Origin of the sequence: Azotobacter salinestris, assembly GCF_009363155.1 — a bacterium.
Lineage (GTDB): Bacteria > Pseudomonadota > Gammaproteobacteria > Pseudomonadales > Pseudomonadaceae > Azotobacter > Azotobacter salinestris.
On sequence record NZ_CP045302.1, the window covers coordinates 4,806,857 to 4,830,590 of the forward strand.

The 23,734-nt window shown below is 66.1% G+C and carries 32 protein-coding genes and 1 pseudogene; 32 read left to right on the plus strand and 1 reads right to left on the minus strand.

What is annotated here, in order from left to right:
• Positions 1-37: 37 nt before the first annotated feature.
• Positions 38-1,075 (minus strand): XRE family transcriptional regulator, encoded by a 1,038-nt coding sequence (locus tag GCU53_RS22800; RefSeq protein ID WP_244306931.1) that lies wholly within the window; start codon positions 1,073-1,075, stop codon positions 38-40.
• Between GCU53_RS22800 and GCU53_RS22805 the strand changes: the two genes are divergently transcribed.
• From GCU53_RS22805 to GCU53_RS22960, 32 genes and pseudogenes are all read left to right on the plus strand, one after another.
• Positions 1,043-1,186 carry a helix-turn-helix domain-containing protein gene (locus GCU53_RS22805; protein WP_341873524.1) on the plus strand — a complete coding sequence of 48 codons (144 nt, stop codon included), beginning with the start codon at positions 1,043-1,045 and terminating at the stop codon, positions 1,184-1,186. The genes GCU53_RS22800 and GCU53_RS22805 overlap by 33 nt on opposite strands.
• A 27-nt stretch (positions 1,187-1,213) precedes the next feature.
• Positions 1,214-1,519: a CII family transcriptional regulator gene (locus tag GCU53_RS22810; RefSeq protein WP_152389618.1), complete on the plus strand. Its 306-nt coding sequence runs from the start codon at positions 1,214-1,216 to the stop codon at positions 1,517-1,519.
• Positions 1,520-1,617: 98 nt separating this feature from the next.
• Positions 1,618-1,899, plus strand: a pseudogene (locus GCU53_RS22815) (BRO-N domain-containing protein); the annotation flags it as partial.
• Positions 1,900-2,031: 132 nt separating this feature from the next.
• The gene (locus GCU53_RS26290) at positions 2,032-2,364 is read left to right on the plus strand and encodes a phage antirepressor KilAC domain-containing protein (RefSeq protein WP_280115887.1); all 333 of its coding nucleotides are present in this window, start codon (positions 2,032-2,034) and stop codon (positions 2,362-2,364) included.
• Positions 2,364-3,218, plus strand: coding sequence for a DUF1376 domain-containing protein (locus tag GCU53_RS22825; protein ID WP_152389619.1), 855 nt, complete (start codon positions 2,364-2,366; stop codon positions 3,216-3,218). The genes GCU53_RS26290 and GCU53_RS22825 overlap by 1 nt, the downstream gene beginning before the upstream one ends.
• Entirely contained in the window at positions 3,215-3,973 is a 759-nt protein-coding gene (locus GCU53_RS22830; RefSeq protein ID WP_244306933.1) for a replication protein P, read from the plus strand. The genes GCU53_RS22825 and GCU53_RS22830 overlap by 4 nt, the downstream gene beginning before the upstream one ends.
• Entirely contained in the window at positions 3,966-4,355 is a 390-nt protein-coding gene (locus tag GCU53_RS22835) for a hypothetical protein (protein WP_152389620.1), read from the plus strand. The genes GCU53_RS22830 and GCU53_RS22835 overlap by 8 nt, the downstream gene beginning before the upstream one ends.
• Positions 4,348-4,854, plus strand: a complete 507-nt coding sequence (locus GCU53_RS22840) for a VRR-NUC domain-containing protein (protein WP_152389621.1) — start codon at positions 4,348-4,350, stop codon at positions 4,852-4,854. The genes GCU53_RS22835 and GCU53_RS22840 overlap by 8 nt, the downstream gene beginning before the upstream one ends.
• Positions 4,847-5,146: a hypothetical protein gene (locus GCU53_RS22845; RefSeq protein ID WP_152389622.1), complete on the plus strand. Its 300-nt coding sequence runs from the start codon at positions 4,847-4,849 to the stop codon at positions 5,144-5,146. Before GCU53_RS22840 ends, GCU53_RS22845 begins: the two co-directional genes overlap by 8 nt.
• Complete coding sequence (locus GCU53_RS22850; RefSeq protein WP_152389623.1) at positions 5,127-5,435, plus strand: hypothetical protein; 309 nt, start codon at positions 5,127-5,129, stop codon at positions 5,433-5,435. Before GCU53_RS22845 ends, GCU53_RS22850 begins: the two co-directional genes overlap by 20 nt.
• A gap of 11 nt (positions 5,436-5,446) precedes the next feature.
• Positions 5,447-5,839 (plus strand): antiterminator Q family protein, encoded by a 393-nt coding sequence (locus tag GCU53_RS22855; RefSeq protein ID WP_280115846.1) that lies wholly within the window; start codon positions 5,447-5,449, stop codon positions 5,837-5,839.
• A gap of 326 nt (positions 5,840-6,165) precedes the next feature.
• Complete coding sequence (locus GCU53_RS22860; protein ID WP_244306935.1) at positions 6,166-6,480, plus strand: phage holin, lambda family; 315 nt, start codon at positions 6,166-6,168, stop codon at positions 6,478-6,480.
• 72 nt (positions 6,481-6,552) lie between these two features.
• Positions 6,553-7,299, plus strand: coding sequence for a hypothetical protein (locus GCU53_RS22865; protein WP_152389626.1), 747 nt, complete (start codon positions 6,553-6,555; stop codon positions 7,297-7,299).
• A 119-nt stretch (positions 7,300-7,418) separates the two neighbouring features.
• Complete coding sequence (locus tag GCU53_RS22870; RefSeq protein WP_039804063.1) at positions 7,419-7,946, plus strand: terminase small subunit; 528 nt, start codon at positions 7,419-7,421, stop codon at positions 7,944-7,946.
• A gap of 16 nt (positions 7,947-7,962) precedes the next feature.
• A complete protein-coding gene (locus GCU53_RS22875) occupies positions 7,963-9,885 on the plus strand; it encodes a phage terminase large subunit family protein (protein WP_152389627.1) in 1,923 nt (640 codons plus the stop codon).
• On the plus strand, positions 9,885-10,088 hold the full coding sequence (locus GCU53_RS22880) for a phage head-tail joining protein (protein WP_039804066.1): 204 nt from the start codon (positions 9,885-9,887) through the stop codon (positions 10,086-10,088). The genes GCU53_RS22875 and GCU53_RS22880 overlap by 1 nt, the downstream gene beginning before the upstream one ends.
• 2 nt (positions 10,089-10,090) lie before the next feature.
• Positions 10,091-11,599: a phage portal protein gene (locus GCU53_RS22885; RefSeq protein ID WP_152389628.1), complete on the plus strand. Its 1,509-nt coding sequence runs from the start codon at positions 10,091-10,093 to the stop codon at positions 11,597-11,599.
• A complete protein-coding gene (locus GCU53_RS22890) occupies positions 11,574-13,547 on the plus strand; it encodes a prohead protease/major capsid protein fusion protein (RefSeq protein WP_244306937.1) in 1,974 nt (657 codons plus the stop codon). The genes GCU53_RS22885 and GCU53_RS22890 overlap by 26 nt, the downstream gene beginning before the upstream one ends.
• Positions 13,548-13,616: 69 nt before the next feature.
• Positions 13,617-13,970 carry a DUF2190 family protein gene (locus GCU53_RS22895; RefSeq protein WP_152389629.1) on the plus strand — a complete coding sequence of 118 codons (354 nt, stop codon included), beginning with the start codon at positions 13,617-13,619 and terminating at the stop codon, positions 13,968-13,970.
• A 3-nt stretch (positions 13,971-13,973) separates the two neighbouring features.
• Entirely contained in the window at positions 13,974-14,297 is a 324-nt protein-coding gene (locus GCU53_RS22900; RefSeq protein WP_152389630.1) for a head-tail joining protein, read from the plus strand.
• Positions 14,294-14,854: a hypothetical protein gene (locus tag GCU53_RS22905; protein WP_152389631.1), complete on the plus strand. Its 561-nt coding sequence runs from the start codon at positions 14,294-14,296 to the stop codon at positions 14,852-14,854. Before GCU53_RS22900 ends, GCU53_RS22905 begins: the two co-directional genes overlap by 4 nt.
• Positions 14,851-15,042, plus strand: coding sequence for a DUF2635 domain-containing protein (locus GCU53_RS22910; protein WP_152389632.1), 192 nt, complete (start codon positions 14,851-14,853; stop codon positions 15,040-15,042). The genes GCU53_RS22905 and GCU53_RS22910 overlap by 4 nt, the downstream gene beginning before the upstream one ends.
• Positions 15,043-16,515 carry a phage tail sheath subtilisin-like domain-containing protein gene (locus GCU53_RS22915; RefSeq protein ID WP_152389633.1) on the plus strand — a complete coding sequence of 491 codons (1,473 nt, stop codon included), beginning with the start codon at positions 15,043-15,045 and terminating at the stop codon, positions 16,513-16,515.
• 33 nt (positions 16,516-16,548) lie between these two features.
• Positions 16,549-16,908: a phage tail tube protein gene (locus GCU53_RS22920; protein WP_152389634.1), complete on the plus strand. Its 360-nt coding sequence runs from the start codon at positions 16,549-16,551 to the stop codon at positions 16,906-16,908.
• Positions 16,908-17,210: a hypothetical protein gene (locus tag GCU53_RS22925; RefSeq protein WP_152389635.1), complete on the plus strand. Its 303-nt coding sequence runs from the start codon at positions 16,908-16,910 to the stop codon at positions 17,208-17,210. Before GCU53_RS22920 ends, GCU53_RS22925 begins: the two co-directional genes overlap by 1 nt.
• 100 nt (positions 17,211-17,310) lie before the next feature.
• Entirely contained in the window at positions 17,311-18,993 is a 1,683-nt protein-coding gene (locus tag GCU53_RS22930; protein WP_152389636.1) for a phage tail tape measure protein, read from the plus strand.
• A 103-nt stretch (positions 18,994-19,096) separates the two neighbouring features.
• A complete protein-coding gene (locus tag GCU53_RS22935; protein WP_152389637.1) occupies positions 19,097-19,294 on the plus strand; it encodes a hypothetical protein in 198 nt (65 codons plus the stop codon).
• Between the two features lie 113 nt (positions 19,295-19,407).
• Complete coding sequence (locus tag GCU53_RS22940; protein WP_152389638.1) at positions 19,408-20,601, plus strand: DNA circularization protein; 1,194 nt, start codon at positions 19,408-19,410, stop codon at positions 20,599-20,601.
• Positions 20,594-21,712: a phage baseplate assembly protein gene (locus GCU53_RS22945; RefSeq protein WP_152389639.1), complete on the plus strand. Its 1,119-nt coding sequence runs from the start codon at positions 20,594-20,596 to the stop codon at positions 21,710-21,712. The genes GCU53_RS22940 and GCU53_RS22945 overlap by 8 nt, the downstream gene beginning before the upstream one ends.
• Before the next feature lie 2 nt (positions 21,713-21,714).
• Entirely contained in the window at positions 21,715-22,194 is a 480-nt protein-coding gene (locus GCU53_RS22950) for a phage baseplate assembly protein V (protein WP_244307211.1), read from the plus strand.
• On the plus strand, positions 22,194-22,661 hold the full coding sequence (locus tag GCU53_RS22955; protein WP_152389641.1) for a phage GP46 family protein: 468 nt from the start codon (positions 22,194-22,196) through the stop codon (positions 22,659-22,661). The genes GCU53_RS22950 and GCU53_RS22955 overlap by 1 nt, the downstream gene beginning before the upstream one ends.
• On the plus strand, positions 22,661-23,725 hold the full coding sequence (locus GCU53_RS22960) for a baseplate J/gp47 family protein (RefSeq protein ID WP_152389642.1): 1,065 nt from the start codon (positions 22,661-22,663) through the stop codon (positions 23,723-23,725). The genes GCU53_RS22955 and GCU53_RS22960 overlap by 1 nt, the downstream gene beginning before the upstream one ends.
• Positions 23,726-23,734: the final 9 nt, after the last annotated feature.

A 23,734-nucleotide genomic window follows, 5' to 3' on the forward strand; every position in this document is an offset into this window, starting at 1 on the left:
AGGGCTACACCCTGACCTTGCTCGGCGGGCAGGCGGCTCACAGTTTCTTGGCGTTCCAGACCAGCAGGACGCGAGCCTGGATATAGATATCGTCGATCCGGATCATCCGGTCCTTGTGATTCGGATTGTCCGAAATCATCTCGAAATGCTCTGCGTCGGCCACCTGCAGGCGCTTGGTGTAGAAATGGCCCTGCCAGACGAATGAGTAGATCCCGTCGCCCTCGAACTCGCGGATGCTCACATCGACGATCATCGGGTCCAGGTGCTGGATTGTGGGCGCCATGGACTGTCCGTAGCCGGTCAGCATCTTGAGGTGGCAGGGGTCTTTGTAGATGACGCCCAGTTCCTGCAAGTGCTGCTTGCTGACGAGCAGATCCGGCATTATCTCGGGGTAGTCCGGGACCAGTTGCCCGCCACCTAGAGCTGTCCGAACGTCGTAGTGCACGATGCGAATCGCATCACCGGCCGGGGTCGGGGGCAGGAAGTCGGCGATGATGACGTTGCTTTGCGGGCTGGACGTGGGCTCTGATTCGGCCAGAGAGTCAGCGACGGCATCGACGATCTGCTTTCTGACGGCCGCACTCAGGCCCTTCCCGTGCCGCTGCAGCATCTCCAGCACCTTTGCCGCGGCGACCTCCTTGTGGTTATCAGCTGCGGGCACAAGCGAGCCTGACTCGACGTTCGCGTCATTGCCAGCGTCGCTTGGAAGCATTTCACCCTCGCCGCTAGCCAGCCAGATAGCGCTGACTCCGCACACCTTTGCCATTTGGGCGATGTGCGCGCTTTTGAGCGTCTTCCCTGTTTCAAGCTGAGAAATCAGGGGCTGCTCCACGTTTACCGCCTCAGCAAGTTGCCGCTGGGTAAGTCCAGCGTGCTTGCGGGCTGCCTTTATGCGCTGAGAGAGGTTCATGCGCGCGAATGTATAAGCGAGCTTATGAGCTTGCAAATAAGGCTCCTTATTGCCTAGTATATAAGCATACTTATCAATGGTGGAAAAATGAAGAACCCTATCGAACGACTGGTCGCCCACTTCGGAGGCCAGATGAAAACGGCGGCTGAGCTTGGCGTTACTCAACCAGCGGTATCGCAATGGCTTTCCGGTGCGTGCCGCATGAGTGCAGCCATCGCCTTTCGAGCTCAAGTAAAAAACCTGCGGAGCTATCCAGGCCTGGGAGCTCTGCTCTGACATCCCAAGACCAAAGGCTGCATAACCATGACGATGACATTAAGCCCTGAGCAAGACGCAAGGGCTCGCAAGAACTACAGCCAGCTTATGCAGAGGCTTGGATCGGTCGGGAACGCGGCTGTCGCGCATGCAGTCGGGTGCGACGAGTCGACGATCAGCCGCATGAAGCCGGAGAAATTCCAAGAGTTCTCGCAAATCCTGGCCGTGCTCGATCTGAAGATCGTCCCGACCGAGGCCCGCTGTTTCAACGAGAAGGAGATCGAGGCAATCCTCCAGATCGCCAAAACGCGTATGGAGCAGCTTGAGGGAATACACCAGTTGGAGTGGAACTGATGAAGGTCTGCGAATCCGCAGTGCCTGGCTTTTCTGCGGGCACAAAAAAGCCGGGCTGCCACCCGGCTTCTTCGAAAACACAGCAATCGGGAAAGATTATGACTCAAGAGCTCCAGTTGTTCAATTTCGAGAAGGCCGAGGTTCGCGTCGTGACCATCGACGGCGAGCCGTGGTTCGTGGCGAAGGATGTGGCTGAGGTGCTCGGCTATGCCAAGCCGCGCAATGCGATTGCCAGTCACTGCAAGGGGGCCCTGATTCAGGGCGTCCTTACCGCCGGCGGCATGCAGGACATGACGCTCATCCCCGAGTGAGATCTGTACCGCCTGGTGATGAAATCCCAGCTCCCGGCCGCCGAGCGCTTCGAGGAGTGGGTGGTGGGCGAGGTGTTGCCCAGCATCCGCAAGACCGGAAGCTATGGCGTGACATGTCACGCTCCGGCAATTCCGCAAACGCTGCCCGAGGCGCTGCGCCTGGCTGCCGATCTGGCCGACCAGAACATCGGCCTGCGCCACGTGGTCGCCGAGCAGGCGCCGAAGGTGCACGCCCTGGAGGTGCTGACCGAGACTGCTGGCGCGATCTGTATCACCGACGCGGCCAAGCAGGTCGGCCTGCAGCCCAAGGTGCTGTTCCAGTGGCTGCAGGAGAACCGCTGGATCTATCGACGGGCCGGCTCCAGCCGTTGGCTGGCCTATCAGCCGCGCCTGCAGCAGGGCGTGCTGGTGCACAAGCTGAAGGTGCTGGGCATCGATGACGACACCGGGCAGCAGAAGGTCGCCGAGCAGGTGCTGGTGACGCGCAAGGGGCTGGCGCTGCTGGGCGAGAAGCTGGCGGGGAGGGTTGCCTGATGGCCGCGCTCCCCTACATGCAGCTGTACGTCGCCGACTACTTGGCCGACACCGCGCACCTCACCGCCCTGGAGCACGGCGCGTACCTGCTCCTGATGTTCAACTACTGGCAGCGCGGCGAATCCTTCAAGGCGAAGGACGAGCAGTCGTTGAACAAACGCTTGGCGACCGTTGCACGGCTGTCCCTCGCTGAATGGGAGGAAGTGCGCGAAACCCTCGAGGATTTCTTCGAGGTGACGGACACCGAATGGTCTCACCATCGGATCGACCGCGATCTGGAGGCCGTGAACGCCAAATCCGGCAAGGCGAAGGCTGCTGGCAAAGCATCCGCCAAGCGTCGGTCAAGCGAACGCTCAACGGACGCTGAACAGACGTTGAGCATTCGTTCAACGTCCGTTGAACAGGCGTTGAACCATACAGATACAGATACAGAGGTAAAAGCCCCTCTCACTCCCGCGGGTGAGGTCGCAGCGCCCGTCGAGCCGGAGCAGGAGCCTGCCCAGGCCGCACATGCCGAGCCGACAGCGCCCGTTGCCGGCCTATTTCCGATGCACCTGGAGTGGGCACCCGATCAGCAGCAGCTCAAGGCCCGTGCCGCGATGGCCGGCCTGCCGATGGATCTGTTCGACCGCAAAGCCATCGCCGGCTTCGTGATCCACCACGAGGCCAAGGGGCTGGCGAAGACCGAGCGCGAGTGGCTGGCGGCCCTGGTCAACTGGGTCAAGCGCGACGCGCTGCAGGCGGCTGCCCGGCCGGCTGCCGTGGTGAGCTTCCCGGGCAAGGGCCAGCGCCGTGCCAACGGGCCGGACTTCGACGATCCCAGCTGGCGGACCATGACGGAGTACGACCTGTGAAACCGATCCGGAACGTGGTCGCCATGACCGGTACGCGGCTCGCCGCCGGGCAGGCGCTCCCTGGCGGGCAGGTATTCACCCGGCCGCTTGGTGAGGTCGACGAGCAGACCGCCGCGGTGGTGGACATGGTCTTCCTGCAGCTGCAGGCGATCTTCCCGGCCTGGCGTCAGGCGTGGCCGGACGACAAGGCGCTGGCGCTGGCCAAGCGCAGCTGGACCAAGGGGCTGCAGGCCTCGGGGATCCGCACGATCGAGCAGGTGCGCTTCGGCATCGAGCAGTGCCGGCGCAGCGGTTCGGCCTTCGCGCCGAGCATCGGCCAGTTCGTGGCCTGGTGCCTGCCGACCGCCGAGATGCTGGGTCTAACCGAGGAGGAGGCAGCTTGGCGCGAGGCTGTGCAGGCGTGTGCTGATCCGGATGGCTGGCGCTGGAGCCATGAGGCGGTGCGCCTGGCCGCGGCGATGGTGGGCTTCTGGGAGTTGCGCCAAGGGGTCGGCGGTGCCGATGTGCTGCGCCGCCGGTTCGGGAATGCCTACGCGCAGCTGCTGGGCCGCCTGGCCCGCGGCGAAGCCCTGGGCACGCCCATGCAGGCGCTGGAGTGGGACGGGGCGCGCATGGCGGCCGAACGGGCAGAGAGGGCTGGCGAGCTGGCGCTGCAGGAGCGGCTACGCAAGCAGGGGCTGGCAGGATTCGGGCAGGGCGCCCGGGCAGCGCTGCTGGCGAATTTGGGAATCAAGCGAGGGAAGAGCGATGCATGACCATGAAACGGCTTTCAAATTCCACGCCCAGCGCCTGGGCTACACGAATTTCAGCCGCGAGCACGGTCGTTATTGCCATCAGCTGCTGAACAAGCTGCGGGCCATGTACGACGCGGCGCATCGGGATGGGCGGTTGACTGGGAGGGCTGAGGTGGCAAGAGCGATGCATGACCATGACACGGGTTTCAAATTCCACGCCCAGCACCTGGGCTACACGGATTTCGGCCGCAAGCACGGCCGTTACTGCCATCAGCCGCTGAACGAGCTGCGGGCCATGTACGACGCGGCGCATCGGGATGGGCGGTTGACTGGGAGGGCTGAGGTGGCGCTGAGCAAGGGGAGTGCGCTGGGCAAGGGAGGGGTGACGGCGTTCGATGACTGATCAGGAACGGCAGGCCGTGCTACGCGAGCTGGCGCGGGATACCTGGGAGCAGTTGCGGAAGTTGGGGGGTGATGGAGTGAAGCAGTTTGCAGTGGGAACACCCCGCCGGCGGTCGCCGGTCGACTACGAGGGGAACGAGCAGGCGGCGCTGTTCAACTGGATGAGGCTGCGTCACCCGCTGGCCTGGCGGCTGGCCTACCACGTCCCGAACGGCGGCCACCGGCACAAGGCCACGGCGGCGAAGCTGAAGGCCCAGGGTGTGAAGGCGGGTGTGCCGGATATCTCGATCGCATTGGCGCGCGGTGGCCACCATGGGCTCTACATCGAGTTCAAGGCGACTCCTCCGCACGATGCCGAGGTGGCGGCTAGCCAGAAAGAGTGGCTCTGCGCGCTGGTGGGGCAGGGCTACAGGGCGGTGGTCTGCAGGGGGATGAAGGAGGCTATGGCGGTGATCGATGACTATCTGGCTCAGCCAGCAACGGAGGTGGTGAGTGCTTGAGGTGCTGGTGGGATTGGGCGGCATGAGCGTCGCCGAGCTTGGCCGTCTGCAGTCGGAGCTACGCGAGGAGCAGGATGTTTGGCGGAGGCGGAGCAGGAAGGCGTCTGGCCAAGTTGTGATCAAGGGCGCTGGGCGGCGCGGCAGCCAGGTGCGCATTCGGCCGATGCCCGGGCGGCGTGACCCGGCCGCGCTGGCCGAGGCAGACAGGGCCCTGCGCACGATCTCGCGCCATCTGGATGCAATCGAGCGCGAGCTGATCAGGAGGTCGGCCGGTGAAGCGGCACGGGCCTGACTTCCAGAAGCAGACCCGCCCCCTGGCGCCTTGCGGGCGCTGCCGGGGGCAGGGTGTGGTGAAGGGGTTGTTCTACGAGATGCCCTGCGAGGGGTGCCACGGCTCGGGATTCGTGGATGCGGCGACGGGTGAGAGGCTGGAGATCGAGGAGCTGGTGCTCCAGCTGGGCAGGTCGCTCAGGCTGGAGCGGCAGCAGGCGGCGAACCGGTCGGCACAGGCCGGCGCCGAGCGGGACTATCGGGGTGGTAGCGGGCGACATGGGTTGCGTGGGCACTGGACTGGCGATTGAAGGGGGAGTTGATGGCTGGAGCAGAGTTGAAGGTGAGGCGCGCAGTGACCGATCGGACTGCTGATTATCTACTGACGCAGTGGGGAAAGTGGGTGTGGCAGAACACCGGCGTGCCGCGTTATGTATCGCCACTGCTGGCTCTGATGCGGGACAACGTGCCGAGCACGCATGGAGCAGCGGCTGCAATCACGGACGATGAGGCCGAGGCGGTGTCGGCTGCGGTGGCTAGGCTGAAATCCGGGCGCGAGGATGTGTCGGATGCGATCCACCTCTACTACTGCTACAGCTTGACCCAACCCCAGGTGGCAGAGCGGATGCAGATCCAGCGGATGAAGGTGCGCGAGCTGCTGATCATGGGGGAGTGGTATGTGCAGGCCTGGCTCGATAAGCGCGCGGCTGCATGACTGTTCAAATATCCAGCACTGGATGAATTGACAGTGTTAACAGGATGGTGCAAAGTTCTGCCTAGATTGCGGTTTTACCGCAAAAAACAGTTGAGAGCCCGGCACAGAGCGATCTGGCCGGGTTTTTTTGTTGCCTCTTGCGGAGGCGCGTTTGTGAAGGTAATTTTTTCCAGGCACCTTGAGTGCCCTGTCTGCGCGACAGTGAACCTGCGGTAGCCCGGCCAAGCGCCGGGCTTTTTTGTTTCTGGCTCCTCGCTCCTTTGCTCCCCAGAGGGACTGCGCTGCGGGCTATCCAACACGCCCCGCGCGGGAATATCGAGATGCCAATGCCTGAGAAGTCGCCTGAATTCTGGGCCGGCGTCCTGCTGGCCCTGCGCGAGCATGGCCTGACCATGATGCTGACCTTCGTCCTGTCCTACCTGCGCATTCGTCTGTATGGCGATCAGCCGAGCATTCTGCGCTCGCTGCTTGAGGCTTCAGTCGGTGCGCTGCTGGTGATGATCGTTGGCCTGGCGGTGAATGCCGCAGGCCTGAACGTGGCATGGACGCTGCTCACCTCAGGCTTCATCGGGATATTGGGCATCGATCAGGTGCGTGTCCTGAGCAAGCGCTGGGCTGAGCGGCAGGTAGAGGGACGGTGATGGCCTGCGCTGCATGCCGGCGAAGGCTGGAGCGGCTTTGGAGGCAGGCAAAGGCGCTGCGAGGAATGCTCAATGGTAGTGAAGATCGACGCACGGCCCGAGCTGAAGGAGCTGTCCAGGGCGTTTTCCGAACTGGGGAGCAAACAGCTCCCGTTCGCCATGGCGCTGGCGGCCACGCGCATGGCGCAGCGCATCAAGAAGGGCGAACTGAGCGTCATGCGCAGGCGGCTCGACAACCCGATCCAGCAGACTCTGAACAGCCTCTACGTGAAGGCGGCGACCAAGCAGAACCTGCAGGCTCACGTCTGGTTCAAGGACCAGTGGTCCTCGGGGATTCCTGCCGACCGATACCTGCAACCTGTCGTGCAGGGTGGCACGCGCCGGCATAAGCGGTTCGAACGCGCCCTGATCGCCAGGGGCATCATGCGATCCAGCCAATACGCCACGCCCACGCCCGCCTTGCTCGACAGTCACGGCAACGTGAAGGGCAGCACGATCATGAAGATCCTGTCCGGCCTTGGCGCGGCCGAGACCGTCAGCGGCTACCAGGCCAACGCGACCGGCAGCAGGCGCAGCCGCAAGAAGGGCAATGCCCATCGCTTCTTCGCTGCGGAGATCGAGGGAACCATGGGGGTGTGGGAGCGGCGGAGTACGGCATGGGGCGATGCCGTTCGCCCGGTGTTCGTCTTCGTCGATCGGTCGCCTCGCTATCGAGTGCGGTTCCCGTTCTTCCAGGTGGCCGAGAACATGGTGAAGGCGAACTACGCGGTCGAATTCCGGAGCGCCCTCGACTACGCCCTCGCCACGGCCAACCGCTGACCCCCCCCGTCTTGGGTCCTTCCGGCACCCCCGGCAGCTGCGGGTAATTCGCGCCCCGTTCTCGCTCTATACATGAGCATTTTTCAGGACTTCCGTTTCCGGTTCCGGGTGGGTATCGCATGGCAACTCAGATCGAAGTGGCGAAGCACCTCGATCTCAGCGATCGCCAGGTGCGCAATCTCCTTGCAGACGGCGTCCTGCCTGGCTCCAAGGGAAAAGGCGGATTCGACGTGGACGCCTGCCGGCTGGCGTACATCCGCTACCTCAGAGGGCTCGGAAACGCCCAGGTCAAACCGGAAACGGACCCCGATTCCGGAGACATTGACCCGCTGATCGAATACCGGCTCACGCAGGAGCGCCTGCGGCTCACCGCGGCACAGTCCGAGGCTCAGGAGCTGAAGAACGAAGTGACCAAGAAGCGGCTGATTCCGGCCGACTTCATCACGTTCGCTTTCGCCAAATTCATCCCGGCCGCCGGTTCGATCTTCGACACGGTGGTCATGACGCTGCGCCGCCGCCATCCCGACCTCACCCCGGGGCAGCTCGACTCGATCAGCCGCGAGTTGACCAAGGCGCGTAACACCATCGCCCAGGCGGCGGATCGCCTACCGGAGTGGCATGACGAGTTTATCGACAGCGCAGATTGAGGCCTGCCAGGCCGCGATGTCGGCCGGCTTGCTGTCTCTGCGGCGCGACGCGCCACAGACCCCGGTCGCCTGGGCCGATGACAACTTCTACCTATCCAGCGAATCCTCCTACCAGGAGGGACGCTGGGAGACGCTGCCCTACCAGGTGGCAATTCTCAACGCCATGGGCAACGACGAGATCCGGATCGTCAACGTGATCAAGTCCGCCCGCGTCGGCTATTCCAAGATGCTGCTGGCGGCCTCGGCCTACCAGATCGAGCACAAGCGCCGGCACATCGCGTTCTTCGTGCCAGACGACGGCAGCGCCGACCTCTTCATGAAGTCCGAGATCGAGACAATGATCCGGGACGTCGGCGCCGTCCGCGCGCTGGCACCCTGGTACGGCAAGAAGCACCGGGACAACACGCTCGACATCAAGAAATTCAGCCATGGCAAGCAGCTGTGGTGCCGTGGCGGTAAGGCCGCGAAGAACTACCGGGCGATCTCGGCCGATACCGTCATCTACGACGAGCTGGCGGCCTTCGATCACGACATCGATAAGGAGGGCTCTCCGCTGGTCCTGGGCGACAAGCGGATGGAGGGATCGACCTTCCCGAAGTCGATTAGGGGCAGCACGCCGAAGCTGCGCGGTCCCATCGACCGGGGTGGCTGCCAGATCGAAGGCGCTGTTCAGAAATCGCCGCACCTGCTGCGCTTCCACGTGTCTTGCCCGCACTGCGGTGCCGAGCAGTACCTGAAGTGGGGCGGCAAGGACTGCGCCTACGGCATCAAATGGGACCCGGACCAGCCGGAGGACGCCTGGTACGTGTGCGAGGCCACCGGCTGCGTGATCCGCTACCCCGAGGCGCTCGAGGCGCAGCGCTTGGCGCGCTGGGTCTGCGAGAAGACCGGCATCTGGACACGGGATGGCTTCGATTTCTTCGATGCCGAGGGCGAGCCGATCCCCACCCCCGAGTCGGTCAGCTTCCACATCTGGACGGCCTACAGCTTTTTCGTGGCCTGGGGCCGAATCGTGCAGGACTTCCTCCAGGCCAAGGGCAGCCGCAGCGACCTGAAGACCTTCGTCAACACCACCCTTGGCGAGACCTGGGAGGAAGACCAGGGTGAGCGGGTCGAGTGGGACGTGCTGCTGGGCCGTCGCGAGGTCTGGCAGGCCGAAATTCCGGCTCAGGCCGTGGCCCTCACCGGCGGCGGCGACACCCAGGACGACCGCTACGAGGGTCGGGTCTGGGCCTGGGGCCCCAACGAAGAGTGCTGGCTGGTTTATCGCTTCGTGCTGATGGGTGACCCGGGCGGCGAGGAACTGCGCCGCAAGCGCGACCTGGAGCTGCACCGCCAATTCACCCGGGCCGATGGCCTGCTGATGAAGGTCGAACGCTGGTGCTGGGACGCCGGCGGCCACTACATGGACCAGGTCTGCGACGACAGCAAGAAGAACGGCGTGCTCTGGATGATCCCGATCATCGGCGCGCCGGTTTACGGCAAGCCCATCGCTAGCTTCCCCACGAAGCGCAACAAGCAAGGCGTGTACCTGACCACCGTCGGCACTGACAACGCCAAGGAGTTGATCTACAGCCGCCTGCGCCTGCCGCTGGACGTGGCGAAGTCCCAAATCGGGGAGACCCAGCCTCAGGTGATCCACCTGCCGGCCAACGACCTGGTGTGTGACGAGACCGAGGTCAAGCAGCTGACCTCCGAGAGCAAGGTGCTCAAGGTCGTCGGCGGCGTGCAGCAGTACCGCTGGGACAATCAGGGCCGGCGCAACGAGGCGCTGGATTGCTTCGTGTACGCCTTGGCCGCGTTGCGCATCAGCCAGCAACGGTTTGGCCTTGATCTCAATGCCTTGGCTGCGGAGCCAGAGCCGGGCGGCTCTGCGGCGGTCGGCAACGAACAAGAGCGCCCGCGCCGGCGCTCGTCCTATTGGGAGAAACGCACCTGATGGCCTACACCCTGGAGCAATACACCGCCCTGCAGGCCGCCATCGCCGAGGGCGCGCTCACCGTCCGTTACCAGGACAAGAGCGTCCAGTACCGGGATCTCGACGAGATGATGCGCATCCTCAAGCTGATGGCTACCGAACTGGGGCTGAACAGCAACAACGACGGCGGCCGCCGCTACGCCAGTTTCAGCAAGGGCTACTGACCATGGGGATCTACGACACGCTGTTTCCCCGGCGGGCGGCGCGGCGCGCCGAGCTGAAACTGCAGCGCCGCAAGGCCGAGTTGAAGCTGGAGCTGCTCGAGCGTGGCTTTGACGGCGCTGCGCTGGGCCGCCGCAACGACGGGTGGCGCAGCACGGGCGCCGACGCCAACGCCGAGAACGCCCCGGCGCTGGCCCGGCTGCGCAACCGCGCCCGCGACCAGCGTCGCAACAACCCCTACGCCGAGCGGGCCGTCACCGGCATCGCCGACAATGTGGTCGGCGCTGGGATCGTGCCGCGCCCGCTGGCCCGCAGCGAGCGCGGAAACAAGAAGCTGACCGACCTCTGGAAGGCCTGGGCCGAAACCGGCGCCTGCGATGCCGACGGCCTGGAGAACTTCTACGGCCTGCAGCACAAGATCATGGAGACCGTGGTCGAGGCGGGCGAGTGCCTGATTCGCCGCCGCCGCCGCTACTCCTCGGACGGCCTGCCGGTTCCCGTACAGCTGCAGGTGCTGGAGCCGGACTTCCTCGACGAGCGCAAGGACGGCGACATCGCCGGCACCCAAAACCGCATCATCCAGGGCGTCGAGTTCGATGCGCTGGGCCGCCGGGTGGCCTACTGGCTCCATGACCAGCATCCCGGCGCGAACAACACCTGGCGGTCGCTGGACTCCAGGCGGGTGCCGGCCGAGGACGTGATTCACGTCTTCCTGCCGAAGCGTCCCGGGCAGGCCCGCGGCTATAGCTGGCTGGCCCCGGTGCTGCAGCGCCTGCGCAGCTTCGACGAGATGGAAGACGCGATCATCGAGCAGGCCAAGATCGCTGCCTGTTTCGCGGCCTTCGTCACCAAGGACGAGGCGATGGGCAGCCCCAAGGGCCAGGCGCCGCTGATCGAGCGCATGGAGCCCGGCATCGTGCAGGAGCTGGGCATCGGCGAGGAGATCAGCTTCGGCTCGCCGCCGACCTTCAATGGCTACCAGGCCTATTCCTGGCAGGCCCTGCACGCCGTCGCTGTCGGCCTCGGTGTCCCCTACGAACTGCTGACCGCCGACCTCAAGGGCGTCAACTTCTCCAGCGGTCGCATGGGCTGGCTGCACTTCGCCCGCCGGGTGGACGTCTGGCAGTGGCGCATGCTGATCCCGCAGCTGTGCGACCGCACCTGGCAGTGGTTCATGGAGGCGCAGGTGCTGCTGCCCGGCGCCGTCCTCGAGGACGTGCGCGCCGAGTGGGTGCCGCCGCGCCGCGACATGGTAGACCCGAAAGCCGAAACCGAAAACGTCAAGGAACGCATCCGCAACGGCCTGACCAGCTGGCCGGATGCCCTGCGCGAGCTGGGCGTGACCGACCCGATCCGTCACGCCGAGCAGATCGCCGAAGCGAACCGGCTGCTCGACGAGAAGGGCCTGATCCTCGACTGCGACCCGCGTAAAGCCGCGTCGCCTGGGTCGGCCGCGCCGGCCCAACCCACTAACGAGAGCGAGAACAATGCCACCGACGATCAAGACGCTTGAGACGCCGATGCTCAGCCTGCGCGCCGCCGTACGCCCGGGCTCGGTGGATATCGAGCAACGCACCGCCGAACTGACCTGGACCACCGGTGCCAAGGGCCGGCGTTGGTCCTGGGACGTCGGCAGCTACATGGAGGAGCTGGACGTCAGCGAAGGCGCCGTCCGGCTGGAGCGCCTGAACAGCGGCGCGCCGCTGCTGAACGCGCACAGTTCCTGGGAACTGCGCGACGTGATCGGCGTGGTCGAGCGCGCCTGGATCGAGAACGGCGAGGGCCGGGCGCTGGTCCGCTTCAGCCAGCGCGAGGACGCCGACGAGGTCTTCCGCGACGTCAAGGACGGCATTCTGCGCAACATCAGCGTCGGCTACGCCGTGCACCGCTACGACGTCGTCGAGGAAGAGGACGACAAGCTGCCGACCTACCGGGCGACCGACTGGGAGCCGATGGAGCTCTCGATCGTGCCGATCGGCTTCGACGACGGTGCCAAGATCCGCAGCGCCCAGACGCCGGCCGACTATCAGGGCCCGCGCTTCCAGACCCAATTCCCGACTCGCCAGGCCCCCGCGCCGACTATTCAAGAGGAACCCGCAATGCCCCCCATGACCGAAGAAGGACAGCGCGCCGCCGAGGAAACCATCCGCCGCGAAGCCGCCGAGGCCGAACGCAAGCGCGGCCTGACCATCAAGCAGATGGTGCGCAAGGTGGGTCTGGACGACGCGATCGCCGAGGACCTGATCGAGCGCGGCGTACCGGTCGAGCAGGCCAGCGCCAAGCTGATCGACAAGTTGGCCGAGCGTCAAAAGGCTGACCAGGGAGAAACCCGCAACAGCCAGCCGACCACCACCAGTACCGTCGACCTGGCCGTTGTGGGCGCCAAGCGCGCTGCGATGCAGAACGCCCTGCTGCACCGCTGCAACCCGGCGATCCAGCTGGAAGAGGCTGCCCGCGAGTTCCGCGGCATGCGCCTGATCGACATGGCGCGCGAATCTGTCGAGCTGGTCGGCGGCACCGTCCGTGGCATGACCCCGCAGGAAGTGGCGCGCGCCGCACTGGGCTGCGATCGCCAGGCCTTTCGTGCCGCCGGCATGCACACCACCAGCGATTTCCCGCTGCTGCTCGGCGGCACCGTGAACCGCACCCTGCGCGACGCCTACGCACTGGCGCCGCAGACCTGGCGCCCGCTGGGCCGCCAGACCAGCGTGCCGGACTTCCGCGAGATCACCCGCGTGGCGCTGGGCGACATCTCGGCGCTGGAGAAGGTCAGCGAGCACGGCGAGTACAAGTACGGCACCCTCGGCGAAGAGGGCGCCCCGCTCAAGGTCGCCAAGTTCGGCAAGATCATCGCCGTCACCTGGGAGTCCATCGTCAACGACGACCTCTCCGCCCTGACCCGCATCCCGCAGGCGCTGGGCGCCGCCGCCGCGCAGACCGAGTCCGACGTGGTCTGGAATCTGCTGCTGGGCAACCCGAATTTCGTGGATGGCACCGCGCTGTTCCATGCCGACCACGGCAACCTGGCCGCCAGCGGCGGTGCCATCAACACCACCACCCTGGCCGCCGCCCGCGCCGCCATGCGCAAGCAGAAATCCAAGGCCGGGCACTTCCTCAACCTCGGCCCCGAGTTCCTGGTGGTCGGCCCGGACAAGGAGCTGGAGGCCTTCCAGTTCACCTCCAGCCAGTACGTCCCGGCCAAGAACGCCGACATCAACGACAGCCGCAACACCTCGCTGACCGTGATCGTCGACGCGCGCATTACCGGCAACCAGTGGTACCTGTACGCCGCGCCGGGCGTGGTGGACACCTTCGAATACGCCTACCTGGAAGGCGAGCAGGGCGTGTTCACCGAAACCCGCGAGGGCTTCGAGGTGGATGGCATGGAAATCAAGGCCCGCCTGGTGTTCGGCGCGGCCTGGATCGACTTCCGCGGCGCGTACAAGAACCCAGGGAACTGACCGGCAAACCTGAGCCAGCACGGGCACCGCGAGGTGCCTTTTTTGTTCCTGCTCGATTTGGAGGCATCCATGAAAAGCTACATCCAGCCCGGCGACTGCATCACCGTGCCGGCGCCTGCCGGCGGCACTGTTTCTGGCGAGCTCTACAAGATCGGCAGCATCATCGGCGTCGCCGCCACCACCGAGGCCGCGGGCGATCCCGTCGTGCTCAAGCTGTGCGGCGTGTTCGCGCTGAACAAGACCAGCGCGCAGGCCTGGGCGGTTGGCGACCCGGTCTACATGAACACCAGCACCCGCGTCCTGACCAACGCTTCCGCGGCTGGCCTGGTGCTGGTCGGCGTGGCCACCGAGGTCGCAGCCAACCCGTCCGCTGTCGGCCGCGTGCGGCTCAACGGCGTTTCGGCGCCGGCCGCGGTGGCCTAAGCCATGGCCTGGAGCAGCATGGCCAACCGGATGCTGGGCGTCGCGGTTCGCACGTTCTCCGAGCCCTCGGTCCACTGGCTCACCGATGGGGTCGAGCCGGGCGTCGAGCTGCCCCAGGCCGTGTTCGACTCCGCGCACGTCGAGATCGATCCGGAAACGCAGGCGCCGGTTTCCAGCACCAACCCGGTGCTGGGCGTGCGGCTGTCCGACCTGCCGAATGAGCGGACCCCCCGCGACCGCGTCCGGGTGCGCGGCCAACTCTATCGCATCAACGACGTGCAGCCTGACGGCGTCGCTGGGGCGCTGATCGTTCTGAAGAAGGTGTGATCGTGCCGCATCCGCGCACAGCAATCCGCAAGAAGGCGGTCGAGCTGCTCATGGGCAACACCGGCGTCGGCGCGAGCGTCTACGCCAGCCGGGTGGCGCCGTTCATCGTCAACGACTGGGACAACCAGCTGCCGGCGATATCGGTTTACACCATGGGTGAGGCCGGCGAGATCCATACCGCCGCCCCACGCGAGTACCGGCGCACCGTACAACTCGCCGTCGAGATACAGGGCGAAGCGGACGAGGCGCTCGACGACGTGCTCGACGAGATCGCGCGCCAGGTAGAGCTCATCCTGCTGCGTGACGACACGCTCGGCGGAACGGCCAGCGACCTGCGCTACAGCCAGACCCAGATGGTGCTGAGCGAGCAGGGCAAAACCGTCATCGGCGCCTGCCGCATCATCTTCGACGCGGACTACCTCGACGAGCAGCCAGGCCCCGACTTCAACGAGACGCTCGACGATCTGGCCACGGTGCACACCGACTACAGCCTGGCCGGCGAGCAGGACGATCCGGCCGACCGGGCGAGCACCCACCTCACAGGACTGAACCAATGAACGACCGCCGCACGCTGAGGCCGGCAGACGGGCGCCTGGTGCGCCACCCGGCCGACTACCGACCGCTGGCCGCCGAGGGCGAGCCGGTCGAGATGAGCAGTTACTGGCGTCGCAAGCTGAAGGCCGGCGACGTGATCGAGGTCAAGCCGGACGCCATACCGGCCGCAGCACAGGAAGAGGACAACTAAATGGCCATGAGCTTCAACACCCTCCCGGGGCCGGGAACGCTGCGCAAGCCGGGCGTCTACAGCGAGATCGACAACAGCAAGGCCGTCGGCGGCCCGCAGGCCGTCACCTACCGGCGGCTGCTGATCGGGCAGAAGCTGGCCGCCGGATCCGCTGCCGTCGAGCAGCTGGTGCGCGTGACCAGCGAGGCCCAGGCTGACGCACTGTTCGGTGCCGGCTCGATGCTGGCCGGCATGGTGCGAGCCGTGCTGGCGCAGGACACCTTCACCGAGTTGCAGGTCATGCCGGTGGCCGACAACGCCGAGGGCGTGGCCGCGACCGGTGCGCTGGCCTTCGGTGCCGTGGCGACGGAAGCCGGCACCCTGTACTTGATGATCGCCGGCCGCCGCGTCGACGTGGGGGTGCCAAGCGGCGGCACGCCGGCTTCCGTGGCCACGGCTGTGGCGGCTGCCATCAACGCCGCGGTCGACCTGCCGGTGACGGCCACCGCCAGCACGGGAACCGTGACGGTGACCGCGCGCCACAAGGGCGAGGCCGGGAACACCCTCGATCTGCGGGTGAACTACTACGACGGCCAGGCCCTCCCGGCCGGGCTCACCCTGACCATCACCGCCCTGTCCGGCGGTACCGGCAACCCGGATATCACCGACGCGCTGGCCGCGCTGGGCGACGAGTGGTTCCAGGTCCTCGGCATGCCCTATACCGACGCGGCCAGCCTGGCGGCACTGGAGACCGAGCTGGCCAGCCGGTTCGGCTGGAACCGCGAGATCGAGCTGCATGCGTTCGCCGCCGCGCGCGGCACCCAAGGCACGCTGAGTACGCTGGGCGACAGCCGCAACAGCCCGCACCTGACCATCGTCATGGCGAACAGCGAGCCCATGCCGGCCTACGAAAAGGCCGCCGAGACCATGGCGATCGCCGCCTACTACGCCGCGATCGATCCGGCGCGGCCGATCCAGAACCTGGGCTATGCCTGGTGCCTGCCGCCGGCCGCGGCCGACCGCTTCACCAACGAGGAGCGGAACCTGCTGCTGTTCGACGGCATCGCCACCACCAAGGTCGATGCCGGCGGCGTCATGCAGGTCGAGCGCCTGATCACGACCTACAAGACCAACTCGGCCGGCGGGAACGACACCAGCTATCTGGACAGCGAGACGCTGTTCACGCTGATGTTCATTCGCCACGACTGGCGCGACTACATCCTGCGCAAATACCCGCGCCACAAGCTGGCGAACGATGGCACCCGCTACGGCAGCGGCCAGGCCGTGGTCACGCCGGTGGTCATGAAGGCCGAGGCGCTCGCCAAGTTTCGCGCCTGGGAGGACCTGGGCCTCGTCGAGAACATCGACGACTTCAAGGCCAACCTGGTCGCCGAGCGCAACGCCAGCGACCCGAACCGCCTGGACATGCTGCTTCCGCCTGATCTGGTCAACCAGCTGCGGGTCATCGCGAACAAAATCCAGTTCCGCCTGTAACGGGCCGAACTTCCTGCATCGGAGAATCGAGCAATGGCACGCCTCGGCGGAACCATCAGCATCAAGGTCGACGGCGAGATCTACAACGCCGTCGGCAACTTCACCTACAACCTGGGCCAGCCGCTGCGGGCAGGCCTGGTCGGCCCGGACGGCGTCCACGGCTACAGCGAGACGCCGCAGATCCCGTTCATCGAGGGCGAGATCCGCGACCGCCGCGAGATCAGCCTCGAGACGCTGCTGAACCTGACCGACGCCACCGTCACCCTGGAGCTGGCGAACGGCAAGGTCGTCGTCCTGCGCAACGCCTGGTACGCCTCCGAGGGCACCTTCAACACCGAGGAGGGGAACGGTGCGTTCCGCTTCGAGGGCCTGTCCGGAGAGGAGATCCGCTGATGGCAAAAGAACGCGTTCATACCCTGGCCGAGCCGGTGCAGTTCGGGACCGAGACCATCACGCAGGTGACGATCACCCGCAAGCTGAAGCATCTGCGCAGCTGCACGCTCCGCGCCGGCGCGGATGCCAAGGGCGAGGTGTCGGTCAACCTCGACTTCGGCACCCTGATCGACCTGGGCGCCAAGATGATCGGGCATCCGGTCGCCGTGCTCGAGGAGTTCGCCGAGGAGGACCAGTCGGTCGTCATCCAGGAGGCGAACGATTTTTTGTTCAGGCACCTCGGGACTGGGCCAAAGCCGTAACCGTCGCCGTCAAGGTGATGGGCATCCAGCCGTCCGAGGTCTGGGAGTTTGACCTTGACGATTTGACTTTCTGGCTAGAGCGCGCGGAGGAGTGGGTATCGTGGCAGAAAGGGAATACCCGCTAAACGTCGTCATCCGCGCGGTCGACCAGATCACCCGGCCGCTGCGCGGAATGCTGGGCCGCATTGGCCAGGCTGCCGGTGGCATCCGCGACCGGCTCCTCGATCTATCCAACCGCAGCGGCCTGCCAGTGCTGGTGCAGTCGTTTCGCAACGTGGGCACGGCGGTCGGCGACCTCGCCAAACGTGTGGCGACCGTGGGTGTCGGCATCGCGGCGATGGCAACAGCCGCGTCGGCGGCGATCATCGGCATCGGGGCTTCGGTAGCCGAAACCGGGGGCGAGGTACAGAAGTTCTCGGCACGTCTCGGCGTCCCGGTCGAGACCCTGCAGGAGCTTCAGTACGCCACCAAGGCATACGGCGTTGAGAATGATGCACTGCTCGATGCGCTCAAGGAGCTGAGCCTGCGCGCCGACGAATACGCCGTAACCGGAGAAGGCAGTGCGGAAGAGGCCTTCAAGCGGATCGGGCTCAGCGACAAGCAGATCAAGGCCACCATGGGCAACACCGAGGCCCTGTTCGATCTGGTGCTGACCCAACTGCGCAAGGTGGATAACGTCGCCAAGCGGCAGCGGTTGGTCGATGAGCTGTTCGGGGGCGAGGGCGGCGAACAACTGGCCGAGTTCGTCAGCGTGAGCGCCGAGCGTGTCGCGCAGCTGCGCGGAGAGGCCCGCGAGCTGGGCGTCGTGCTCAGCTCCGAGACGGTCAAGGCGGCGAGCGACTTCAACGCTCAATTGCGCGTGTTCCAGGCATCGCTGACCGGGGTGAAGAACACGATCGCCGCGGCGGTGCTGCCGGAGCTGGGGCAGCAGTTCTCCAAGATCCTGGTGCAGTACCGGCCGCAGATAGAGAAATTCGCGAAGGACTTCGCCGATAAGCTGCCGCAGCGGCTTGACGATCTGGTGAAGGGCTTCACAGAGCTTAGGGAAAAGATACAGCCGGTCGTCGATGCGGTTGATTGGCTGATCGAGAAATTCGGCGGCGTGAACCTGATACTTGGAATTCTCGCCACGCTGATCGGCGGATGGCTGCTGACCAGCATCTACGCGCTGGGAGCCGCGATCTACGGACTGGGCGCCACGATGCTGGCCACGCCGATCGGCTGGATCGTCGCTGGCCTGGCCGCGGTGGCGGCTGCCGGATACCTGCTGGTGCGCAACTGGGACCAGATCAGCGCCTGGTGGACGCAGAGGTTCGAGGACGTGCGGGCCGCTTTCCGGGACAACTTCCTGCTCGGACTGCTGGCGGCCTGGCGCGAGTACAACCCGGTGGGCCTCATCATGGAGGCGTTCAACGGGCTGGTGAAATACTTCACCGGCTGGGACATCGCCGCCATCCTGAGCGAGAAGATTTCCGCAGCGGCACAGGCCGTCAAGGGCGCGCTGCCGGACTGGATGCGCGGGCTGCTCGGCATCGAGGGTGGCGTCGTGGCGCCTGCGGTCGGAGCGGCGCAGGCGACAGGCAGCGCGGCCGCCGCGACGGACATCGGGCGACGCTCGGCCGAGATTGGCCGCGAGGCGGCGGCCACCGTGCGCAACGAGCCGCAGGAGGTGCTCGTGCGCGTGGACATGAACAACCTGCCGCCGGGCACCCGGGTGCAGACGCAGGGCAGCCGCGGCGCGCAGTTCGACACGAACCTCGGCTACGTGATGGCGGCACCATAACAGCAGATCCTCAGATCCATGCATCGGGCTGACACCACTTGATTCAGGCCGTGATGCCCTTACATACAAACTGTCCGTTGGAGTGCCATGTACAGGAGCGACCATGTGGACGGAAGCAGACATCCTTGATCTTGAGCATGAGGGGCTGCTCGATAAGGAGGCCGATGAGTCTTTGGAGCAGCTCGATGACGATGGACTCGATTATTTCGATGACGAAGCTCTGGATGCCCAGCTAGTCGAACTGGATTCAGAAGATGAAGATGGTTGGGATGAGGACATCGAAAGCTGGGATGACCTCTAGCCAACGCCTCCACGAGAGCCCGCCTGTGCGGGCTTTTTCTTTTCTTGGCCCTGGCAACCGCCGGGGCTTTTGTTTCCGCCATAAAGCAAGCACAGCCCATATTGGAGCCTTCCATGACCTGGCGCGACATGTACCGCACCGCGTCCTTTCGCGGCGCGGCGTTCAAGGTCGAGTCCGCCGACAGCGCCTATGGCCGCCGGCAGGCCGTGCACGAACACGCGCTGCGCGACGTGCCGTACACCGAGGATCTTGGGCGCCGTGCCCGGGAATTCACGGTCACCGGCTATCTGGTCGGCGAGAACTATCACCTTGAGCGAGACACCCTGATCGAGGCGTGCGAGACGCCCGGCCCGGGTCTGCTGGTGCATCCGTACCGGGGAGAGCTGACCGTCGTCTGCCGTGGGCTGAGCGTCAACGAGACGAGCCAGAACGGCGGTATGTGCCGGGTGTCGATCACCTTCCTCGAGGCAGGCGAGGCGTCCTATCCGCGCGCGGTGACCGACAGCATCAACGCGATCAGCAAGGCCGGCAATTCGGTTATCTCTGCCGCGCAAGCGGGCTTCGTCGAGCGGTTCCTTACGGAGGGATTCCCCGGTTTCGTGCTGGAGGCTGCAACGCAGCACCTGCAGGCGCTCACGGAGTTCCTGGCCGCGCCCGGGGGGATCAACCTGGCCGGCGAGCTCGAGGCGGCGGTGTCGTTCAGCCGCGCGTTGCGCAACCTGGCGGGCAATGCCCTGTCGATCGTGCAATGGCCCGAGCAGCTGGCGAGCGGTCTCATCGACATGTTCGATCTGGCGAGCGACGCCTATGGCGAGCAGGCGGCCTCCCTGTTCATTGGCGTGATGGAGCAGGTGTCGGCGCCCTATAGCGGGCGGACCACTACCCCGAGCCGCCGGCAGCAGGCCACGAACCATGAGGCGTTCAACGAGTTGGTGCGGCAGGTGTCGCTGCCGGCGGCGGCCCGGGCCGCCGTCGCCATCGACTATCCGAGCTATCAGGATGCGAACAGCGCCCGGCAGGCCCTGGTCGAGCGGATCGACACCGAGATGGAGCGCACCGGGAACGACGAGGCCTATGTGGCGCTCGGCGCGCTGCGCACGGAGGTGGTGCGCGGCATTCCCCAGCCCGAGGTGGATCTGCCGCAACTGGTCGAGTACACGCCGCCGGCGACGCTGCCGTCGCTGCTGGTGGCGTACCAGCTCTATGGCGACGCCAGCCGGGCGGACGAGATCGTGAGCCGCAACAAGCCGCGCCACCCGGGATTCCTGCCGGGCGGCCAGCAGCTCGAGGTCCTGTCGGATGGATGACCTCGAACTGCGCGTGAACGGCCTGTCCTATGCCGGTTGGACAGAGTTGGGCGTTACCCGGGCGATGGATGCGGCAAGCAGCGCATTCACCGTCACGCTGACCGAGCGCTGGGAAGGGCGCGCCGGCATGGCCGCCCAAGTCGAGCCCTGGCCGATCCTGCCGGGCGACGCCTGCGAGGTACGCCTGGGCGGCGTGCCGCTGGTGATCGGCTACGTGGATATCTTCCGGCCCTCGTATGGACCGGAAACCCACACCATCAACATCCAGGGCCGCGACAAGACGGCGGACCTGATCGACTGCTCGGCAGTGCACAGCCCCGACGAGTGGAAGAACATCGACCTGCTCAAGTTCGCGCAGATCATCGCGAAGCCGTTCGGCATCGCAGTGCGTGCGGACGTTCCGGTCGGCGAGCCGTTCCAAGTCATCAAGCTCCAGCAGGGCGAGACCGCATTCGAGGCGATCGAGCGCTATGCCCGGCAGCGGAAGCTGCTGGCGATGCCGGATGGCGCCGGCGGCCTGCTGCTGACCCGTGCCGGCACGCAGCGCGCCGCCGTGGCGCTGGTGCAGGGCGAGAACATCAAGGAAGCCTCCGGCTCGATCGATCACTCGCAGCGCTTCAGCCAATACACCGTGAAGGCACAGACCTCCTGGAGCGAGGCGACCGACGGCGAGGCCGAGGCGCACGTCGAGGGCGCGGTGACCGACAGCGGCGTGAAGCGCTATCGGCCGCTGCTGGTCATCGCCGAGGCAGATGGCACGGCGAACGCCGCGAAGGATCGTGCCGCCTGGGAAGCGAACACCCGGATCGGGAAATCGGCCACGGCCTCGATCACCGTGCAGGGGTGGCGCCAGTACCCGGGCGGCCCGCTGTGGCTGCCGAACATGCTGGTCACTGTCCGCTCGTCCTGGTTGCGGATGGAGGGCGAGATGATGATCCGCCAGGTCACCTTCACCCGCGACGACGGCGGGACCCAGGCAAAGCTGGACATCGTCAGTCCGCAGGCCTTCGCGCCGGAGCCGCCGGACAGCACTGCCGCCAAGAAGGCCGGCAAGAAAGACGACGACGGCACGTTGTGGAAAGAGGCTCTCGGCGAGGAGAAGAAGACGTGAGCATGCAGCAACAGATTCGCACCTTGGGCAACCGGGTGATGATGGCGTTCGCTCGTGGGGTGTTGCGCGCCGTAAGCGACAGCACCGCACGCCAGACGCTGCAGGTCGAGCTGCTGCGCGGCGAGCTGCGCGACGGGGTCGAGCGGATGCAGAACTATGGGTTCACCGCGCACCCGCATCCGGGCGCCGACGCGGCCATCGCGTTCGTCGCTGGCAACCGCGAGCAGGGGATCGTCCTGGTGGTGGATGACCGCCGCTTCCGGCTGAAGCTGGAGCCGGGCGAGGTGGCCATGTACGACGATCTCGGCAACAAGATCCAGCTGCTGCGCGACCGCGTGCAGATCACGGCGGTCCAGGCGCTGGAGATCGTCGCGCCGGACGTGGCCATCGCCGGCAATGTGGCCATCACCGGCACGCTCACCAACAACGGGAAAGACGTGGGTAGCACCCACACCCATCCGGGGACGGGAGTGCCGAACTGATGGCAGACGTTGCGCTTGTCATGACGGAAGCAGGCGGCGACCTGCTGCTCGATGGGTTCGACCTGTCCCGCGACGACGGCCTGGAGACCGCCGTCATCATCAGCCTGTTCACCGACCGCCGGGCCGAGCCGGACCAGATTCCGCCGGAGCTGCCGCAGGACGACCTGCGCGGCTACTGGGGCGACGTGCAGCCGTCCGTCGAGGGCGACCGTACCGGGTCGCTGCTCTGGCTGCTGGCCCGCGAGAAGCAGCTGCCGCAGACACTGGCGCGGGCCGAGCAATACTGCCGCGACGCCCTCGCCTGGATGATCGAGGACCGCGTCGCCACCCGCATCGAGGTGGCGGCGTCGTATCACTCCAAGAGCTGGATGCTGATCGTCGTCGACCTCTACAGGCCGCAGGGCGAACGGGTGCAGTACCGGTACAACTACGAGTGGTCGGCCCAGGCCGCCAAGAGGGCCGCCTGATGCCGTTCGCCAGACCCTCCCTGACCGAGATCATCGACCGCGTCGTCGCCGACATCAGCACCCGTCTCCCCGGAGTCGACGGCGCCGTGCTACGCCGCTCCCTGCTGGGGATCATCGGCCGTGCCCAGGCCGGCGCGGCGCACCTGCTCTACGGATACATCGACTGGGCCGCGCGCCAGGCCCTGCCGGATACCGCCGAGCGCGAGTACCTGCAGCGCTGGGCGGCGATCTGGGGGATCACCCGCAACGCGGCGACCTTCGCCGAGGGCTCGGTCACATTCACCGGGACGAACGGTGCGGCGATCCCGGCGGGCACAATCGTTCAGCGCCAGGACGGCGTGCAGTACGCCACCCAGGCCGCAGCAACCATCGCCGGCGGCACGGCCACCGTCGCCGTCGAGGCGAGCGTGGCGGGCACGGACGGCAACCTGTTGGTGGGCGCCAGTGTGTTTCTGCTCTCGCCGATCGCCGGCGTGCAATCGAGCGCGGCGGTGGCGGCCGGCGGCATCTCCGGCGGCGACGACGTCGAGAGCGATGAGCGTCTGCTCGCGCGCCTGCTGCAGCGCATCCGCAACCCGCCCCAGGGCGGCGCGGAGGCCGACTATGTGCTGTGGGCGCTGCAGGTACCGGGCGTCACGCGCGTGTGGGTCTACCCGAGGCAGCTGGGGGCCGGCACCGTGACGGTGCTGTTCGTCAACGACGACGACCCGGTGAGCATCATCCCTGATGCCGCCGAGGTGGCCGAGGTGCAGGCCCACATCGATGGGCGGCGGCCGGTCACCGCCGAGGTGTTCGTCGCCGCGCCTACGGCGACACCGCTGGACATGACCATCGCGCTCGCCCCGAACACCGCCAGCGTGCAGCAGGCGGTGCTGGCCGAGCTGCAGGACCTGCTCACGCGCGAAGCCCAGCCTGGCGGGACCCTCCTGATCAGCCGGCTGCGCGAGGCCGTATCGATCGCCGCCGACGAGGGTGACAACGCCATCATCACGCCGGCCGCGAACGTCATGCATGCGGTCGGGGAGATGCCTGTGCTCGGCACGGTTACGTTCCAGCCGCTCTAAGGGGGAGTC

Excerpts from the sequence above, each read along its gene's own strand:
- GCU53_RS22880 (WP_039804066.1), top strand. The coding sequence starts at position 9,885 with ATGGCCTACACCCTGGAGCAATACACCGCCCTGCAGGCCGCCATCGCC.
- GCU53_RS22860 (WP_244306935.1), top strand. The coding sequence starts at position 6,166 with ATGCCTGAGAAGTCGCCTGAATTCTGGGCCGGCGTCCTGCTGGCCCTG.
- GCU53_RS22840 (WP_152389621.1), top strand. The coding sequence starts at position 4,348 with ATGACTGATCAGGAACGGCAGGCCGTGCTACGCGAGCTGGCGCGGGAT.
- GCU53_RS22935 (WP_152389637.1), top strand. The coding sequence starts at position 19,097 with ATGTGGACGGAAGCAGACATCCTTGATCTTGAGCATGAGGGGCTGCTC.
- GCU53_RS22960 (WP_152389642.1), top strand. The coding sequence starts at position 22,661 with ATGCCGTTCGCCAGACCCTCCCTGACCGAGATCATCGACCGCGTCGTC.
- GCU53_RS22910 (WP_152389632.1), top strand. The coding sequence starts at position 14,851 with ATGAACGACCGCCGCACGCTGAGGCCGGCAGACGGGCGCCTGGTGCGC.
- GCU53_RS22920 (WP_152389634.1), top strand. The coding sequence starts at position 16,549 with ATGGCACGCCTCGGCGGAACCATCAGCATCAAGGTCGACGGCGAGATC.
- GCU53_RS22875 (WP_152389627.1), top strand. The coding sequence starts at position 7,963 with ATGTCGGCCGGCTTGCTGTCTCTGCGGCGCGACGCGCCACAGACCCCG.
- GCU53_RS22945 (WP_152389639.1), top strand. The coding sequence starts at position 20,594 with ATGGATGACCTCGAACTGCGCGTGAACGGCCTGTCCTATGCCGGTTGG.
- GCU53_RS22900 (WP_152389630.1), top strand. The coding sequence starts at position 13,974 with ATGGCCTGGAGCAGCATGGCCAACCGGATGCTGGGCGTCGCGGTTCGC.
- GCU53_RS22925 (WP_152389635.1), top strand. The coding sequence starts at position 16,908 with ATGGCAAAAGAACGCGTTCATACCCTGGCCGAGCCGGTGCAGTTCGGG.
- GCU53_RS22890 (WP_244306937.1), top strand. The coding sequence starts at position 11,574 with ATGCCACCGACGATCAAGACGCTTGAGACGCCGATGCTCAGCCTGCGC.
- GCU53_RS22865 (WP_152389626.1), top strand. The coding sequence starts at position 6,553 with ATGGTAGTGAAGATCGACGCACGGCCCGAGCTGAAGGAGCTGTCCAGG.
- GCU53_RS22940 (WP_152389638.1), top strand. The coding sequence starts at position 19,408 with ATGACCTGGCGCGACATGTACCGCACCGCGTCCTTTCGCGGCGCGGCG.
- GCU53_RS22825 (WP_152389619.1), top strand. The coding sequence starts at position 2,364 with ATGGCCGCGCTCCCCTACATGCAGCTGTACGTCGCCGACTACTTGGCC.
- GCU53_RS22895 (WP_152389629.1), top strand. The coding sequence starts at position 13,617 with ATGAAAAGCTACATCCAGCCCGGCGACTGCATCACCGTGCCGGCGCCT.
- GCU53_RS22955 (WP_152389641.1), top strand. The coding sequence starts at position 22,194 with ATGGCAGACGTTGCGCTTGTCATGACGGAAGCAGGCGGCGACCTGCTG.
- GCU53_RS22950 (WP_244307211.1), top strand. The coding sequence starts at position 21,715 with ATGCAGCAACAGATTCGCACCTTGGGCAACCGGGTGATGATGGCGTTC.
- GCU53_RS22805 (WP_341873524.1), top strand. The coding sequence starts at position 1,043 with ATGAAAACGGCGGCTGAGCTTGGCGTTACTCAACCAGCGGTATCGCAA.
- GCU53_RS22885 (WP_152389628.1), top strand. The coding sequence starts at position 10,091 with ATGGGGATCTACGACACGCTGTTTCCCCGGCGGGCGGCGCGGCGCGCC.
- GCU53_RS22835 (WP_152389620.1), top strand. The coding sequence starts at position 3,966 with ATGCATGACCATGAAACGGCTTTCAAATTCCACGCCCAGCGCCTGGGC.
- GCU53_RS22855 (WP_280115846.1), top strand. The coding sequence starts at position 5,447 with ATGGCTGGAGCAGAGTTGAAGGTGAGGCGCGCAGTGACCGATCGGACT.
- GCU53_RS22870 (WP_039804063.1), top strand. The coding sequence starts at position 7,419 with ATGGCAACTCAGATCGAAGTGGCGAAGCACCTCGATCTCAGCGATCGC.
- GCU53_RS22915 (WP_152389633.1), top strand. The coding sequence starts at position 15,043 with ATGGCCATGAGCTTCAACACCCTCCCGGGGCCGGGAACGCTGCGCAAG.
- GCU53_RS22810 (WP_152389618.1), top strand. The coding sequence starts at position 1,214 with ATGACGATGACATTAAGCCCTGAGCAAGACGCAAGGGCTCGCAAGAAC.